Annotated in this window: 15 protein-coding genes; 12 read left to right on the top strand and 3 right to left on the bottom strand. The window is 70.0% G+C overall.

From position 1 onward, the window contains the following. Positions 1-9: 9 nt before the first annotated feature. On the top strand, positions 10-1,341 hold the full coding sequence (locus tag ACIGXP_RS36825) for an alpha/beta hydrolase family protein (RefSeq protein WP_399775912.1): 1,332 nt from the start codon (positions 10-12) through the stop codon (positions 1,339-1,341). Positions 1,342-1,499: 158 nt separating this feature from the next. On the opposite strand, the gene ACIGXP_RS36820 is transcribed toward ACIGXP_RS36825, so the two are convergent. Continuing rightward, positions 1,500-1,916 carry a hypothetical protein gene (locus ACIGXP_RS36820; protein ID WP_399775910.1) on the bottom strand — a complete coding sequence of 139 codons (417 nt, stop codon included), beginning with the start codon at positions 1,914-1,916 and terminating at the stop codon, positions 1,500-1,502. 258 nt (positions 1,917-2,174) lie between these two features. After that, positions 2,175-2,486 carry an ArsR/SmtB family transcription factor gene (locus ACIGXP_RS36815; RefSeq protein WP_399775908.1) on the bottom strand — a complete coding sequence of 104 codons (312 nt, stop codon included), beginning with the start codon at positions 2,484-2,486 and terminating at the stop codon, positions 2,175-2,177. Between the two features lie 372 nt (positions 2,487-2,858). On the opposite strand from ACIGXP_RS36815, the gene arr reads away from it, so the two are divergent. The 9 genes from arr (at position 2,859) to ACIGXP_RS36770 (ending at position 11,464) form a co-directional block, all read left to right on the top strand. Continuing rightward, a complete protein-coding gene (arr, locus tag ACIGXP_RS36810) occupies positions 2,859-3,287 on the top strand; it encodes an NAD(+)--rifampin ADP-ribosyltransferase (RefSeq protein ID WP_399775906.1) in 429 nt (142 codons plus the stop codon). Between the two features lie 398 nt (positions 3,288-3,685). Continuing rightward, a complete protein-coding gene (locus tag ACIGXP_RS36805; protein ID WP_399775904.1) occupies positions 3,686-4,921 on the top strand; it encodes an epoxide hydrolase family protein in 1,236 nt (411 codons plus the stop codon). Between the two features lie 585 nt (positions 4,922-5,506). Further along, a complete protein-coding gene (locus ACIGXP_RS36800; protein WP_399775902.1) occupies positions 5,507-6,925 on the top strand; it encodes an ATP-binding protein in 1,419 nt (472 codons plus the stop codon). A gap of 2 nt (positions 6,926-6,927) precedes the next feature. Continuing rightward, the gene (locus ACIGXP_RS36795) at positions 6,928-7,350 is read left to right on the top strand and encodes a roadblock/LC7 domain-containing protein (RefSeq protein ID WP_363219732.1); all 423 of its coding nucleotides are present in this window, start codon (positions 6,928-6,930) and stop codon (positions 7,348-7,350) included. Further along, entirely contained in the window at positions 7,347-7,700 is a 354-nt protein-coding gene (locus ACIGXP_RS36790) for a DUF742 domain-containing protein (protein WP_363219731.1), read from the top strand. Before ACIGXP_RS36795 ends, ACIGXP_RS36790 begins: the two co-directional genes overlap by 4 nt. Further along, positions 7,678-8,304 (top strand): ATP/GTP-binding protein, encoded by a 627-nt coding sequence (locus ACIGXP_RS36785; protein WP_363219730.1) that lies wholly within the window; start codon positions 7,678-7,680, stop codon positions 8,302-8,304. Before ACIGXP_RS36790 ends, ACIGXP_RS36785 begins: the two co-directional genes overlap by 23 nt. After that, a complete protein-coding gene (locus tag ACIGXP_RS36780) occupies positions 8,301-9,518 on the top strand; it encodes a cytochrome P450 (RefSeq protein WP_399775899.1) in 1,218 nt (405 codons plus the stop codon). Before ACIGXP_RS36785 ends, ACIGXP_RS36780 begins: the two co-directional genes overlap by 4 nt. Before the next feature lie 50 nt (positions 9,519-9,568). Further along, positions 9,569-10,810: a cytochrome P450 gene (locus tag ACIGXP_RS36775; RefSeq protein ID WP_399775897.1), complete on the top strand. Its 1,242-nt coding sequence runs from the start codon at positions 9,569-9,571 to the stop codon at positions 10,808-10,810. A 132-nt stretch (positions 10,811-10,942) separates the two neighbouring features. After that, positions 10,943-11,464 carry a MepB family protein gene (locus ACIGXP_RS36770; protein ID WP_399776027.1) on the top strand — a complete coding sequence of 174 codons (522 nt, stop codon included), beginning with the start codon at positions 10,943-10,945 and terminating at the stop codon, positions 11,462-11,464. 113 nt (positions 11,465-11,577) lie between these two features. Here ACIGXP_RS36770 and ACIGXP_RS36765 read toward each other — a convergent pair whose 3' ends face one another. Further along, positions 11,578-12,147, bottom strand: coding sequence for an RICIN domain-containing protein (locus ACIGXP_RS36765; RefSeq protein WP_399775895.1), 570 nt, complete (start codon positions 12,145-12,147; stop codon positions 11,578-11,580). A gap of 262 nt (positions 12,148-12,409) precedes the next feature. Between ACIGXP_RS36765 and ACIGXP_RS36760 the strand changes: the two genes are divergently transcribed. Both ACIGXP_RS36760 and ACIGXP_RS36755 read left to right on the top strand, forming a co-directional pair. Then, complete coding sequence (locus ACIGXP_RS36760) at positions 12,410-15,283, top strand: BTAD domain-containing putative transcriptional regulator (protein WP_399775893.1); 2,874 nt, start codon at positions 12,410-12,412, stop codon at positions 15,281-15,283. Further along, positions 15,280-15,813, top strand: coding sequence for a GNAT family N-acetyltransferase (locus tag ACIGXP_RS36755; protein ID WP_399775891.1), 534 nt, complete (start codon positions 15,280-15,282; stop codon positions 15,811-15,813). Before ACIGXP_RS36760 ends, ACIGXP_RS36755 begins: the two co-directional genes overlap by 4 nt. The last annotated feature ends 48 nt before the right edge of the window (positions 15,814-15,861 follow it).

The raw sequence follows: 15,861 nt of genomic DNA, 5'->3' as shown, positions 1-15,861 counted from the left end.
GGGGATCCCATGCAGCAACGTCGACCGCGCGACCGCCATAGAGCGATAGCCAAAGCGATCGGTGCGGCGGGCGCGCTGGCCATCGTGTTGGGCGCAGGGGTGGCGCCGGCAGCAGCAGCCGAGAAGCCTTCCGCCACCTCGACAACAGCCGGTTCCAACGGGTACGCGCCCTGGGCGCCTGAGAACGACGATGTCCGTGTCGACCGCAAGGACGTCCACCCGGCTCCGCGCAGCAAAGCCGACCCTTCGCCCCTGCAGCTCACTCTTCCGGCACCGACCGGTCGTTCCTCGGTGGGCATGGTCGGCCTGCATCTCATCGACAAGTCTCGTACGGATCCGTACGTTCCGGGCAATCGTGCACGCGAGTTGATGGTGTCCTTGTGGTACCCCACCTCCTCCCCGTCCGGGCACTATCAGGCGCCGTGGATGTCGTCGGTGGCGGGTGCCCACTTCCTCAGCACGTCGCTCAACCTGACGCCGCAGCAGGTAACCCTGCCGCGAACCGCCGGCCATGTCCTTGCCCCGGTCGACACCAGGCACGGCAAGCTGCCTGTGCTGTTGTACTCGACCGGGCTGCACTCGGACCGTGCGATGGGCACTGCTCTCGTCCAGGATCTGGCCAGCCGTGGGTACCTCGTCGTCACCGTCGATCACACGCATGACGCCAACGAGGTGCAGTTCCCCGGCGGCCGGCTCGAGGTCAACACCATGCCGGCGGGCGCGCACTCCTCCGATACGCTCAAGGTGCGCGCCGCCGACATCCGCTTCGTCATCAACCAGCTCGGCACCATCGCCAAGGGAGGCGACCCGGACGCCGGCCACGCCAAGCTTCCCGCCGGGCTGTCCCACGCGGTGGACACATCCCGCATCGGGATGTTCGGCTTCTCGCTGGGCGGCGGCGCGGTCGACACCGCCATGCAGCTCGACCACCGGATCGACGCCGGCGCCGACTTGGACGGCCAGTTCTTCGGCTCGGCGCCGAGCAAGGATCTTGACCGCCCCTTCATGCTGTTCAGCTCGGGAACCCACAACCGCAACAATGACGGGTCGTGGCGCACGTTGTGGTCGCACCTGAAGGGATATCGGGTCGACGTCCAGCTCCACGGTGCGACCCACCTGACGTTCTACGACAACGCGGTGCTGGCCCCGCAGTACGCGCCCCTGGTCGGTTGGTCACAGGCCACCGTCCAGCAGTTGTTCGGCACGATCGACCCGATCCGTGCGATCAAGATCCAGCGCGTCTACCTTGCCGCTTTCTTCGACCGGACACTGCTTCATCAGCGTCCTCCTGTGCTGGACGGCCCCAGCAGGAGCTACCCCGAGATCTCCTTCGTCCGCTGACCCAAGCCGGCAAGGAAGAACGCTTGGGCCAAAGTGGCGGACGGGCAGGCCCGGCTCGGCCATCGCCGTGCCGATTCCGATCAGCAGGTGAGACTTGCCGGTGCCGCAGTCCGTCCGACCACGAGGGCGGCCGCCGTCGTCACCTTCACGGCTTGAGCTCAGCTACCCGGACTTACTTGCTGCGGCTCCTCGCCGCTGTAGTAGCCGGTGGAGCGCAGGAAATCGGGGAAGCCGCGTACCAGTTGCTCTGCGTCCGCCGCCGGGTAGTGGTGGCCGTAAGGGCTGAACGCCTCGCAGAGCATCCAGCGGAGCCGCGCCAGGAAGCCCGGATGGTCGAGTTGGCCGACCGTGGCACGGAGTGTTGCTGTGCATCGCGTGGTCGACGGCGGAGAGGAAGGCGTCGACGGCGGGAGGTTCAGGATCGTGCGGCGGCGCGGTGAAGTTCGGGGAACCCATGGCGGCAGCCTTGCGGTGACTGCCGTCCGGCGAGGCTTACGCCAGCTCCGGACCACCCAGAGGTCGTTGACGGCTGCCTGGACGGCACCGACCTCGTCCCCGCTCCACCATGACGACATCAGGCATCCTTCGCGCGGTGGAGCCGCCGCGGCCCCCGGCGCCGACGGCCGGCGAACTGCACGCCGACAAGGGTGACGACTGCGAGCAGCTGCGCCGTCGTCGCTGGACAGTCGAGCGAACCGTGCCCTGGCCGGCCGGCTGTCGAAGGCTCCAGCCGCTGCGAACGCAAGGTCGAACGCTTCCTCGCCCTCGTCGGCACAGCCGCAGCCCTTATCGGCCATCGCCGCCCTACAGCGCGTTGACGCAGTTCAGCGCACTTAATCTGCAGCGATTACGGCCTGGATCAGGCCCGGGAACCGGCGGTCCAAGTCCTCCTTGCGAAGGCGCATGTACAGGCCGTTCCCGGCGTCGCGCTGATACACCAAGCCCGCCTCGCGCAGTACTCGCCAGTGACGGGTACGACTGGACTTGCCCACCGGCAGGTCGAAGGAAGCGCACAGCCGCTCTTCATCCGGCCGTTCGGCCAGTTCGGCCACGACCCGACGCCGGTTCGCGTCAGCCAGTGCCAAAAGGATGGGCCCTACCTGCAACTCCTCGGCGCGAGGGTGCATCAACTCGCCTGCTGCCATTACTTCACCCCTCGACAAGGTACGCCTAGTTGCGTACCTTCCTTGAGGTACGCAACTAGGCGTACCTTACCCGCTGTTGGGGGAGCCATGCCTGTACCCGCATCGCCGCGTCGCCGGGTCCTGTCGCGCATCCGCACGTCACTGCGCAAGCTCCTGCTCATCGAGCACTCGCCCTTCATGACCCTCTGACCCGGCAGGGCCTCCGCCGCTCGCGTGCGGAGGCATGGGGAAAGCCAACCAAGTGCCCTATGAGAAACGTCGTCCAAGGCAGCACCACTCCGGGAGTGATCGATCCGATGCCGGCTCCGCCGCGGATTACCAGTAGCTGCCGTGGTTCCCTGTTACCCCAAGCCCAGGCTGAAGGAGTAGCGCATGACCAGCGCCCCTGTCCCCTTCCAGGTGTACGAGGCAGGAACGTACCTGCACGGTACGAAGGCAGACCTTGTTCCGGGGGATTTGTTGAGCCCCGGCTACGCATCCAACTTTGAGGAAGGGCGCACGTCCCGTCACGTCTACGTTTCCGAGACCCTGGATGCCGCCACCTGGGGCGCCGAGCTCGCAGCCGGCGACGGACCCGGGCGGATCTATGTAGTGGAACCAACCGGCCCTCTGGAAGACGATCCCAACGTCACCGACAGGAAGTTCCCGGGCAACCCCACCCGCTCCTATCGCACGCGCGAACCTGTGCGCATCGTGTCGGAGCTCAAGGGCTGGGTCGGGCACTCCCCCGAGCAGATCAGGGCCATGCTGAACGGGCTGGCCGATCTTCGTCGCCGCGACATCGCCACAATCCTGGATTGACGGGGCCGTCGGCGCGACCGTGGAAGCCTCCGCCGGGCAGCAGGTCGAGCTGCGGCAGCAACAGGCCACCTGGGCCACATGCCGTAGGCGGCTTCGGCCTCCACCACCGCCTCCCCCGAGGCCGACGCTCGGCGGAGCGCCGCCGCGCGCCGCTCGTCCCGGATCCGCTCTGCCAGCTGCGGGGCGGTAAGAGCGACAGCGCTGAATCGGCGTTCGGACTGCAGGCCCGCTCGCACGCCGCCGCGAGCAGGCTGCGGGTGTCCGGCTCGCACTGCCGGGTGAGCTTGGCGGCATACGGTGCCTGCCTGCGGGCCGGCTCGGCTTCATGCTTGCCTGGCTCGCTGTCCACCCAACATGCCGACGGCACCGCTTCCCCTCGTCCAGTTAGGAATCACGGCATGACCCTCTCGCGCGCCTTCCCCTTGGAACCCATCTCGATCCATGTGTCCGACGAGGTCCTCGACGACCTGCGCGCCCGTCTCGCGCGGACCCGTCCGCCGCTGGACGAAGGGAATGAGGACTGGTCCTACGGCGTCCCGGACAGCTATCTCCGTGAGCTGGTCGCCCACTGGCGGGACGGCTACGACTGGCGCAAGGCCGAGGCCGCCATCAACGTCTACGAGCACTACCAGGTGGGCGTCGCCGGCGTCCCGGTGCACTTCATGCGCAAGCCCGGCCGCGGCCCCCGCCCGATCCCGTTGATCCTCACCCACGGCTGGCCCTGGACGTTCTGGCACTGGTCCAAGGTGATCGACCCGCTCGCCGACCCGGCCGCGTTCGGCGGTGACCCCGCCGACGCGTTCGACGTCATCGTGCCGTCCCTGCCCGGCTTCGGTTTCCCCGGCCCGCTCACCGGGTTTTCGGACGTCAATTTCTGGAAGGTCGCCGATCTCTGGCACACCCTGATGACCGAGACCCTGGGATACGAGAAGTACGCCGCCGGGGGCTGCGACATCGGCGGGATCGTTTCCAGCCAGCTCGGCCACAAGTACGCCGACGAGCTGTACGGCATCCACATCGGCTCGGGGCTGCCGCTCGACTTCTTCACCGGCCCCCGTGCCTGGGACTTCGCACGGAATCGGCCCCTCACCAACGACCAGCCCGCCGATGTCCGCGCCCGCATCATCGAGCTGGACCGCCGCTCGGCGTCCCACCTCGCCGTGCACATGCTGGACGGTGCCACTCTGGCCCACGGGCTGAGCGACTCACCCGCCGGACTGCTCGCCTGGCTGCTGGAGCGCTGGCATGCCTGGAGCGACAACGGCGGCGACCTGGAATCCGTCTTCACCAAGGACGACCTGCTCACCCACGCCACGATCTACTGGGTGAACAATTCCGTCGCCACGTCGATGCGTTACTACGCCAACGCCAACCGCTACCCCTGGGCCCCCGCCCACGACCGCACCCCGGTCGTGCAGGCCCCGGTCGGCCTCACCTTCGTCACGTACGAGAACCCGCCCGGCATCCACACCGCCGACGAGCGCGTCCGGGCGTTCAAGACCGGCCCGCAGGCCGATTGGTTCAACCACGTCAACGTCAACGCCCACGACCACGGCGGCCACTTCATCCCCTGGGAGAACCCCGCCGCCTGGGTGAGCGACCTGCGCCGCACCTTCCACGGCCGCAGACCCTGAACGACCCTGCGGGTCGCTGTCGGCGTCGTAGGCGCGGCGACGTGTCCGGCCGGCCCCCGGGGCGATGGCCGCCCAGCGCTCCCCCAGCGTCGCGCCTGCGGCCGGGAGCCGCCGGGCGCACCGGCAACCAGTGCGTCGTACTCCTCGCCGGAGAGGCCGGCCAGGCGGTGATCGTGGCCCGGGTTCGGCGGCCGGGGTGGACGGTCGTGGACGTCTTTCAAGGGTTCCGCTTGTCAATGAGGGCCGATCTCCGCCCAGTTGGGTGGTTTCGGCCGTGTCCGCTGAGGAGGGCCGCTCATCGACGCCCTGTCCCTCGCTGGTTACACTGCGACGCGTTCGGCTCAGCGCGCTTCCGTTTCGAGCTTGTCGAACACTTTGCTGGACGACATGACCGCGTACCCCGGAGGACACCGTGCCCGCCGCTCACTCCGCCTTAGCCGGCAGGCCCCTCCACTCCGACTGCCTTGCGCCCGAAGTCCGTTCGTCGTGCACGACGCCTCCCTCGGCGGTCACGCGACATTTGGCCTGTCATGCCCGCATCCAGACAGCTGCTTTCGCCGCGTCGGACACGCTGGAGAGGACCTGATGACCGATCTGATACTGGCCGTGAGTGCCCCGGTCGCTCTGGCGGCCGGTGCGACCGCGTGGCGCTTCCGTGGTGCGTACCGGCGCGAGCGAGCCAGGGCCGACCAGCTCCAGAGCCGTACCGAACAACTCACCCAGCAGTTGCGTGCGGTGGAGCACGTCCTCGGGCAGCTGGCCGCGGAGGTGCTGCCCGCGGTGGGCACCGGCGCCCTGCCCGACCATCAGTACGGAGCCGGCCTCGCCCTTCCCGGCCCGCTGGCCCACACCGCCCTTGCCGGCCGGCTGCGCGACGTGACGGGGCAGGCGGCCGCCACCGTGACGCACGTACGGGAGGCCGCCCAGGCCGCCGCCGACCACCGTATCGCCGAGGTCCGGTCCGCCGCGGAACAGGAGGTCGCGAAGGCGCGCCGGGAGTCGCAGCAGGCGACCCGCGCGGCCGTGCGCAGTTTCGCCTCCAACGTGGTGGCACGCGCGGCCCGGCTCAGCCGGGAGATCAGCAAGGGTGTGCGCTCCCACCAGGACGACGAGGCGTACGCAACGTTGGTGCACATCGACCACATCGCCCAGCAGATGCTGCTGACCGCGCAGGGCTACGCGGTGCTGGCCGGCGACAAGCTCTCCAGGCGCTGGCCACGCACCTCCCTGACCGACGTGATCCGCGCCGCCATGGGCCGCATCGAGGGCTACCAGCGGGTGGAGCACCACGAGTCGGACACCATCGCGGTGGAGAGCCGGGCGGTCGAAGCCGTCGTGCACACCCTGGCGCTGCTGCTGGACAACGCCCTGCGGTACTCACCGCCGGCCGCCCGCGTGCACGTCTCGGTGGAGGAGGGCCATCACGCCTGTTTCCTGATCGTCGACGACGCCGGTCTGCGTATGGACGACGAACGGCTGCTGTGGGCCAGCGACATCATGTCCGGCAAACAGCGCGACGACATCACGCAGCTCGGCGCACATCCGCAGACGGGCCTGCGCGTCGCCTCCCTGCTCGCCGAGAACTACGGCTTCCGGGTCGAGTTGACCGCGCCGAACATCTACCAGGGCACCCGGGCCGTGCTGGTTCTGCCGAAGAACCTCCTGGTCTTCTCCCCCGGCGGGGCCCAGCCCGCCGGAGCCCGCGCCACCGCGGTCAGGCCCGCCGTCGTGCCCCGCCCCGCCGCAGCGCTCGAACCCGCTGCCGTACCCCCCACCCAGGATTCCGGCTCCCCCACCCAGGATTCCGGCTCCCCCGCGCCTGCCGCGACCACCGCCAGCGGGCTGACCGTCCGTCAGCGCCCTGCCCGGCCACGCGGCACCGCACCGTCGACGCCGGAGCCGCCGGCCGTGCCGGGGCGGCCCAGCGTCGCCGCCGCCTGGGCGGCGGGCACCCGCCGGGGACGCCAGACTCAGGAAAACACCGGCCCCACCGAAGGAAACTGACCATGCGCGACACCCACAGCAACAGCCTGGGATGGCTGCTCGACCAGGAACTCGGCGCCGTCGAGGGCGTCGAGTACGCCGTGCTGATGAGCAGCGACGGCCTCCTGCAGGCCCGCACCCAGACGATCGGCCAGGAGGACGCGGAGAAACTCGCCGCCCTCACCGCCTCGCTGCGCGCCGCCGGCAAGGCGTGGGACGAGCACGTCGGCGGCAAGGGCATGTGCCAGTTGCTGATCGAGTCGCAGGGCCGCATCGGGCTGACCACCGCGGCCGCGCGGAACTCGATGCTCTCGGTCGTCACGACCGGCCCGGACGCCGACGTCGGCCTGATCAGCCACCACATGGTGCGGCTGGCGACGCGGCTCGGCCACGAGCTGGAGGTCGGGGACCGGCGCCCTGTCTCGGAAGGCGGCACCGCGACGTGAGTGGTCCGCGGCACGACCCGGACCTGATCAGGCCCTACGTCCGCACCGGCGGGCGGAACCGGCCCAGCCGTGATGTGCGCCTGGAGACGGTGGTCATCGCCGCGTCCGGTCCCACCGAGAGGCTGGCGCCGGACGCCCGCAGGGTGATGCGCCTCTTCGCCGGCGGGCGGGGCGGCCTGGCCGTGGCGGACATCGCCGCCGCGCTGGAGCTGCCGCCCTCGACCGTACGGATCCTCGTCTCCGCCCTGATGGACAGTGGCCATCTGACCAGCCCGGCCCCTGTGCAGGAGGGCCGCCCAGGACTCGACCTGCTCCAGGAGGTGCTGCGTGGACTACGCGAACTGGTCTGACCCGCCGGCCGTCCACTATGTGGCCCCCGCCGTGAACCGCTCGGCGAAGATCGTCGTCGCCGGCGCCTTCGGGGTCGGCAAGACCACTTTCGTCGGCAGCGTCTCCGAAGTGGCACCGCTGCGCATGGAGGAGCCGATCACCGAGGCGAGCGTCGGCGTGGACGATCTGCGCGGCACACCGCACAAGACGACCACGACGGTCGCCATGGACTTCGGGCGCATCCATCTGCTGAACGACCGCCTGGTGCTCTATCTGTTCGGGACGCCCGGCCAGACCCGGTTCCGCCCCCTGTGGGAAGGGCTGACCGAGGGAGCCCTGGGCGCGGTGGTCCTGGCCGACACCAGGAACCTCGACGGCTGCCACGAGGTGCTGAGCCTGCTGGAGGAGCAGCAGACGCCGTACGCCGTCGTCATCAACGTCTTTCCCGACGCGCCGCGCTACCCCCTGGAGGAGATCCGGCAGGCGCTCGCGCTGGAGCCCGACACACCGCTGACCGAATGCGACGCGCGGGACCGCCGCTCCTGTGTGTACGCGCTCATCACCCTCATCGAGTACCTGACCACCAAGCACATCCCCGCCTCTCTTGTGGAGCCCCGCCCATGACCACGCCCGGCCCCGGCATCACGAGCCCGTCGGCCAGAGTTCCGCTCTACGCCGCCGAGTTCGCCGACGACCCGCACGCCGCGTACGAGCGCATGCGCCGCGTCCACGGTCCGCTGGTCCCCGTGGATCTCGCTCCGGGCGTCCCCGCCACCCTGGTCATCGGCTTCCACCAGGCCCGGCGCATCCTCAACGACCCCCTGCACTTCCCCGCCGACCCGCGGATCTGGCAGCAGGGCATACCCGAGACCTGCCCGGTACGGCCGATGATGGAGTGGCGGCCCAACGCGCTGCGCTCGTCCGGTGCCGAGCACACCCGCTACCGGGCGGCGAACACCGCGAGCATCCAGGCGGTCGACCAGCATGAGCTGCGGGCCCTGGTGGAGAAGGTCGCCTCCGGTGCGATCGGCTCCTTCCGCCACCTCGGCCAGGCCGACCTGCTCACCCAGTACTCGTTCCCCATCGCATTCCAGGTGCTGAGCGCGCTGCTGGGCTGCCCGGACGAGATCGGCATGCGCATCGCCGACGGGATGGCCAAGATCTTCGAGGCGGAGGCCGAGACCGCCGCCCGCGGCAACGAGATCCTCGGCCAGGCCGTCCTCGACCTCGTGACGCTCCGGCGGCAGTACCCCGGGGACGACATCACCTCCCGGCTGATCGCCCACAGCGCCCGCCTGGACGACGTGGAGATGTCACACCAGCTCGTCACGCTGTACGGCGCGGGCATCGAGCCGCTCACCAACCTGATCAGCAACACCGTGCTCAGGATCCTCACCGATGAGCAGTTCTCGGCCGGCCTGCACGCCGGGCAGCCGGTGCGGGAAGCCCTCGACACGGTCCTGTACACCGACCCGCCGATGGCCAACTACTGCATCAGCTACCCGCCGTACCCGATCGACGTCGAGGGCGTCCTCCTCCCCGCCCACCAGCCCGTCGTCATCTCCATGGCCGCCTGCAACAACGACCCGGCCGTCACCGGGGGCCTCGGCGCCGGAGCGCTCACCGGCAACCGCGCCCACCTGTCCTGGAGCATCGGTCCGCACACCTGCCCGGCCCGCACCCACGCGTACCTCATCGCCGAGACGGCCGTCGCCTGCCTGCTGGACGCCCTTCCCGAGATCGATCTCGCCTGCCCCGTGCGGGATCTGGTGTGGCGGCCCGGCCCGTTCCACCGCGCCCTGGAAGCGCTGCCCGTCCGTTTCCCCGCTGTCGTCTGAAGCACCGCTGCCGTCCGACACCGCCACTGCTGTCCATAAGGAGAACGGCCATGCCCCAGCACACTCCGCTCGTCCTCGACCCCACCGGCGCCGCCCGGCATCTGGAGCACGAGACCCTGCGCGCCCAGGGTCCCGCCACACGCGTGGACATCCTCGGCGTCCAGGCCTGGGCGGTCACCGACCCAGCCCTGCTCAAGCAGCTGCTGACCAGCCCCGACGTGTCCAAGGACGCACGCGCGCACTGGCCCGCCTTCGAGCGGACGGTCGCGACCTGGCCGCTCGCCCTGTGGGTCGCGGTGAAGAACATGTTCACCGCCTACGGCGCCGACCACCGCCGTCTGCGCCGCATGGTCGCCCCCGCCTTCAGCGCGCGCCGCATCGCCGAGCTGCGCCCGGCCGTCGAGGCCCTGGTCACCGAGCTGGTGGAGGACCTCGCCGCGCTGCCCGCCGGGGAGGTCGTGGACCTGCGTGAACGCCTGGCCTACCCGCTGCCCATCGCCGTGATCGGGCACCTGATGGGCGTACCCGAGGACCGGCGGGCGGACTTCCGCAAGCTCGTGGACGGTGTCTTCGACACCACGCTCACCCAGGAGGAGGCCGAGACCAACGGCGCCCGCCTCTACGCCCTCCTCGACGCGCTGATCGCCACCAAGACCAGCGCTCCCGGCGACGACATGACCTCCCTGCTCATCGCGGCCCGGGACGAGGAGTCGGACGGCACCGGCTTCACCGCGGAGGAACTCCGCGACACCCTGTTGCTGATGATCAGCGCCGGGTACGAGACCACCGTCAACGTCATCGACCAGGCCGTCGTCGCGATGCTGACCAACCCCGACCAGTTCGACCTCGTCCGCACCGGCAAGGCCGGCTGGGACGACGTGGTGGAGGAGACGCTGCGGCACGAACCCGCCGTCAAGCATCTGCCGCTGCGCTACGCCGTCACCGACATCGAGCTGCCCGACGGAGGCACCATCGCCCGGGGCGATGCCATCCTCGCCTCGTACGCCGCCGCCAACCGTCACCCCGACTGGCACGGCGACGACGCCGACACCTTCGACATCACCCGCACGGTCAAGGACCATCTGGCCTTCGGCCACGGGGTGCACTTCTGCCTGGGCGCCCCACTGGCCCGCCTGGAGGTCACGGAAGCCCTCCGGCAACTGTTCGAGCGTTTCCCCGACCTGTCCCTCGCGGTGCCGGCCGGGGAACTGCAACCGGTGGCCTCCCTCATCAGCAACGGGCACCGGGAACTCCCCGTCCAGCTGGGCCCCGCGCGCCCGGACACGGCCTGAGGGTCTTTGCCAGGCGGACCAGGTCGGAGATCGGGGTGCCGTCGGGCAGACCGGACAGCCAGAACATCGCGAGGAAGCGCGAGGTCATCGCCCCCGGGGGCCTGTCCGATGAGTCGATGGCAGGCTGACGGCATGATAATGAATCAGCCGTGGACGGGGCTTCACGCCGATCTGCTGGCGGCGAAGGCATTGGTGTTCGACCCGAGCGGTTTCGCCTGCTCACTGCCGGTGCCGGAACCGGAGAGCGCCGAATACGCGGCTTGCGCGTTCACGCTTGATGGCCGCTCGGTTCGGTTCCGCGTGGCCAAGACCACCCCGGCGAAGGTGGGTCAGTTCGTCACCGTGTGGCAGCGGTCTGAGCAAGGGCCGATCCGGCCCTTCGACGCCTCCGACGGGGTGGACCTCTTCGTCGTCAGCAGCCGCGACGACGACGGCTTCGGACAGTTCGTCTTCCCGCGCGAGGTGTTGTGCGAGCGCAACATCGTCTCCCGCGGCGGCTCCGGCGGGAAGCGCGGATTCCGCGTCTATCCGCCGTGGGTGACCACGGCCAACCGGCAGGCCCGCAGCACCCAGGCGTGGCAGGTGAACTACTTCTTCAACCTGGGCCAGGGGCCTGCCGGCCTGAGTCGCGCCCACGCCCTCTACCACGTCTGAGGAATGCCCAGTGGGTCACGAGCGGAGCCAGAGCCGGACGGCGGCCACAGTCCCCGGCGCCGGGGCCGCCGTCGTGCGGGTGCGGCCCCGGCGGGACGGAGACGCGAGGGGCGCTACCTCACGAGCCAGGTCTGGGCATCGTTGCCCGCATCGCAGTTCCACTGCATCAGCTGGCTTCCGGGGCCGCTGACCGTGTCAAGGCACATCGAGGTGCCCGAGTGCGTGAACTGCTGGTAGACGATTCCGTTCACGGTACGGAAGCTCTGCACCCACTGCTCCGAAGCGGTCCCGTTGCAGAAGTACTCGTCGACAGTCTCGCCGGGGTCCGCCGTGCCGTCGTTGACTTCCATGCAGTAGCCGCCCACCTGGTTCACGAGGTAGTACGTGGAGGCGGCCGGCGCGGCCACGAAGGCCCACTTCTGGGCTGAGGACCCGTTGCATCCGGCGAGCCGGAGTCTCACGTTGAGGGCACCTCTCGGCGCCTCCACGCATTGGTTGTAGGCAAGGTTCACTATCTCGTGGTAGCTGCTCGCGGCCTCGGTGGCCACGATACGGGCGGAGACGTTCGCTCCGGGCTGCACCGCGGCGGCCTCGGTCGCGGTTGCAACCGTGCCCGACGCGATCAGCAGCGCACCCGCAACGGCTGCCAGAGCGGCACGTGTCTTCTTCGTTTTCCCGGTCATTTGCCTTTGCTCCTTCGGTCGGTAAGACGCTCCGTGTCGACGTGCCGGCATCCGCACGCAGAATGGGTCGCCCCGAGTCCCATGTCCTTTTCTGTCCGTTCAGGGGATCGCGCCAGGCGATTCGAACCGCAGAGCCCCTGCTGCCTCGCATGACGGTGCCAAGCCGACCATGGACAGACGTTGGACAATCGTTGAATCGGACCGTCCAGGCCGGGTAATGAAGACGCGTTCGAGTTGCGGCCTCGTGGGGAGTGCGGTCGGGATGACGGTGGAATTCAGCGTGCTGGGCAGCGTTGAGGCCCGCATCGATGGCAGGTCTGTGGTGCTCGGGCATGCACGCCAGCGGGCCGTGCTGGCGGTTCTCCTGGTCGACGTCGGACGTCCGGTGACGATCGATCAGCTGACGGACCGGGTCTGGGGAAGCCGTCCGCCGCGACAGGCTGGCCCCACCTTGCGCAGTTATCTCTCCCGGCTGAGACAGGCCCTGGCAGCCACCGGCGAGGCAGTCATCGCGCGGCAGCCAGGCGGTTACGTCATGACCACCGCCCGCTCCGTGACCGTGGACATGCACACCTTCCGTCGCCTTGCCGCTCAGGCCCGTGCCGCCGGCGACGACACCCGCGCCGCTGCCCTGTTCGAACAGGCCCTGCGGCTGTGGCGCGCGGAACCCTTTGCCGCCCTGGACACGCCCTGGCTGAACGCGCTGCGCGATACGCTGGTCCAGGAACGCCTGGCGGCCCAACTCGATCTGGGCGACGTGCGATTACGCCTGGGCCAGCACGTCGCCCTGTTGCCCGAACTGTCAGCACGCGCCGCAGCACACCCCCTGGATGAACACCTGGCAGGCCAGCTGATGCTCGCACTGCACCGCTGCGGCCGTTCCGCTGAAGCCCTGGACCACTACCGGCGCACCCACAGCCGACTGGCCCGGGAGCTGGGAATCGACCCCGGGCGGCACCTGCAGGACATCCAGGCCGCCGTACTCCAGCAGGAGGCCGTCCCCGCTCCTGTCGCGCAACCGCAAGGCCCGGCACAGGTGAGCACGGTCCCTGCGCAGCTGCCCCTGTCCGTCGCGGCCTTCACCGGCCGCAAGAGCGAACTCGCCCAGCTCGACCGTCTCCTGCCCGGCACGGCCGGGGCCCTGTCGGCGCGCCCTGCCGCAGTGGTGATCTCGGCGGTGTCCGGCACCGCCGGGGTGGGCAAGACCGCACTGGCCGTGCACTGGGCCCACCGCGTACGGGACGCTTTCCCCGACGGGCAGCTGTACGTGAACCTGCGCGGATTCGACCCGGGTGGTTCCGTGGTGGGCCCGGCCGAGGCGGTCCGGGGGTTCCTGGACGCCCTGGGGGTGCCCCCGGCCCGTGTCCCGAACGGCCTGGAAGCGCAGGCAGCCCTGTACCGTAGCCTGCTGGCCGACCGACGGGTACTCGTGGTGCTGGACAACGCCCGCGACGCCGAACACGTCCGCCCGCTCCTGCCCGGCGCGTCCGGCTGCCTGGCCCTGGTCACCAGCCGCAACCTCCTCACCGGCCTGGCCGCGACCGAGGGCTCCCATCTGCTGACCGTGGACCTGCTCACCCCCACACAGGCTGGGGACCTGCTGACCAGCCGTCTCGGCGCCCACCGGACCGCGGCCGAACCCGCCGCTGTCGAGGAGATCGTCACCCGGTGCACCGGGCTGCCGCTGGCCCTGGCGATCACGGCCGCCCGCGCCGCCGCCCAGCCCCATCTGCCGCTCACCGCCCTCGCCCACGAACTGCGCGAAGCCGGCAGCCGCCTGGACGCTTTGGACGGCGGGGACCCGGCCAGCCAAGTGCGGGCAGTGTTCTCGACGTCGTACCGGGCGCTGACCGCCGACGCGGCCCGGCTCTTCCGGCTCCTCGGACTCCACCCCGGACCCGACATCGCCCTGCCCGCGGCCGCCTCGCTGGCCGGCGTGTCACGTGTCCGCGCCGGCGCCCTGCTGGCCGAACTGACCCGCGGCAACCTCCTCAGCGAACACACCCCGGGCCGATACGCCTTCCATGACTTGCTTCGCATCTACGCCACCGAACTGGTCACCACGCACGACAGCGACGACGCCCGGCGATCGGCCGTGCACCGCATGCTCGACCACTACCTGCACACCGCCCACGCCGCCGACGCGCTGCTGACCCGCAGAAGGGACCCGATCAGCGTGGCCCCCGCCCAGCCCGGAGCCGTGGTCGAGGAACTCCTGGACCGCCCGGAGGTGCTGGCCTGGTTCAGCGCCGAGCACCCCGTCGTCCTCGCCGTCATCCAGCAGTCTCCGGCAGGCTTCGAGACCCACACCTGGCAGCTCGCAGCGGTCGTCGCCACCTTCCTCAAGCGGCAGGGACGCTGGCCGGCGCTGGCCGCCGCCCACACCACCGCCCTGAGCGCCGCACTGCGGCGGAACGACAAGACCGGGCAGGCCAACGCCCATCGCGGCCTCGCACTCGCCCGGACACAGCTGAACGGCCCCGACGACGCCCGCACCCACTACGCGCTCGCGTTGGACCTGTTCAGGGAACTCGGCGACCACGCCGGCCAGGCACGCATCCACAAACACCTCGGCAGGATGTCCGCGGACCGCGGCGAGCACCGCAAGGCACTCGGCCACGCCCGTCAGGCCCTGGCTCACCACAAGGCCGCACACAACCGGCTCGGACAAGCCGGCGCTCTCGACCACATCGGCCGAAACCTCGTCAGACTCGGCGCCGACCGGTCGGCGGCACTCTCCTACAGCCTGCGGGCTCTCACACTCGTCGAGGAACTCGGGGACCTCAACGGCCAGGTCAGGAGCTGGAGAAGCCTCGGCTACATCCATCATCACCTCGGCCAGTACGGGCACGCCATCGACTGCTACCGGCAAGCCATCGATCTCGTCCGCAAGACCGACGACCGCTATCACGAAGCCACCAGCCTCGCCGACCTCGGCGACACCCATCACGCCGCAGCCCACCCCGACGCCGCTCACCGAGCATGGACCCAGGCCCTGGCTCTCACCGACGAAATCGGGCTCCCGGGCACAGCCCCGCTGCGAGCCAAACTTCTCCAGAACCTTGGCCCTGGCCGACTGACGCGCCAACGCGTGAGTGAGAACCATAAGGAAGTACAAGGCAGGATGGGACCATGAACGAGATCCACACGCCCCGTCTTCTGCTGCGCCGCTGGCTGGATGACGACCTCGTCCCCCTGTCCGAGATCCACGCCGACCCGGACGTGATGCGATGGGTCGGTGACGGCACGCCGCGCTCCTTCGAAGAGACGGCCCAGGACATCGAGGCCTGGGAGGAGGAGTGGGACGAGGAGGGTTTCGGGATCTTTGCCGTCGAACTCCTCGGGTCCGGGGAGCTGGCCGGAGCGGTCGGCCTGTACCGCGCCGACTCCCCGCCCGTCGTCGCGGACCAGGTGGCGATCGGCTGGCGGCTCGGGCGCCAGTACTGGGGGCAGGGCTACGCGTCGGAGGCGGCCCAGGCCACGCTCGAGTTCGCCCTCCAGGACCGCGGTCTGGACGGGGTCGTCGCCGTTTGCCGCACCAGCGACACCGCGTCCGCGAACGTGCTGCACAAACTCGGCATGCGCGCGACGGGCACGACACAAGACCCGGACACGGGCCATGAGCTGCGGGTGTACGGAATCGATCTCACAGAGTACGAGGCCTGACCACAGCCGACGGCCGTCACGGTGGTCGTCGCCCCATGAGGCAGCCCG

The organism is Streptomyces sp. NPDC053069 (genome assembly GCF_044546895.1).
GTDB lineage: Bacteria > Actinomycetota > Actinomycetes > Streptomycetales > Streptomycetaceae > Streptomyces.
Note: the sequence above shows the minus strand (reverse complement) of the source record. Positions and strands in the feature narration are given on the sequence as shown.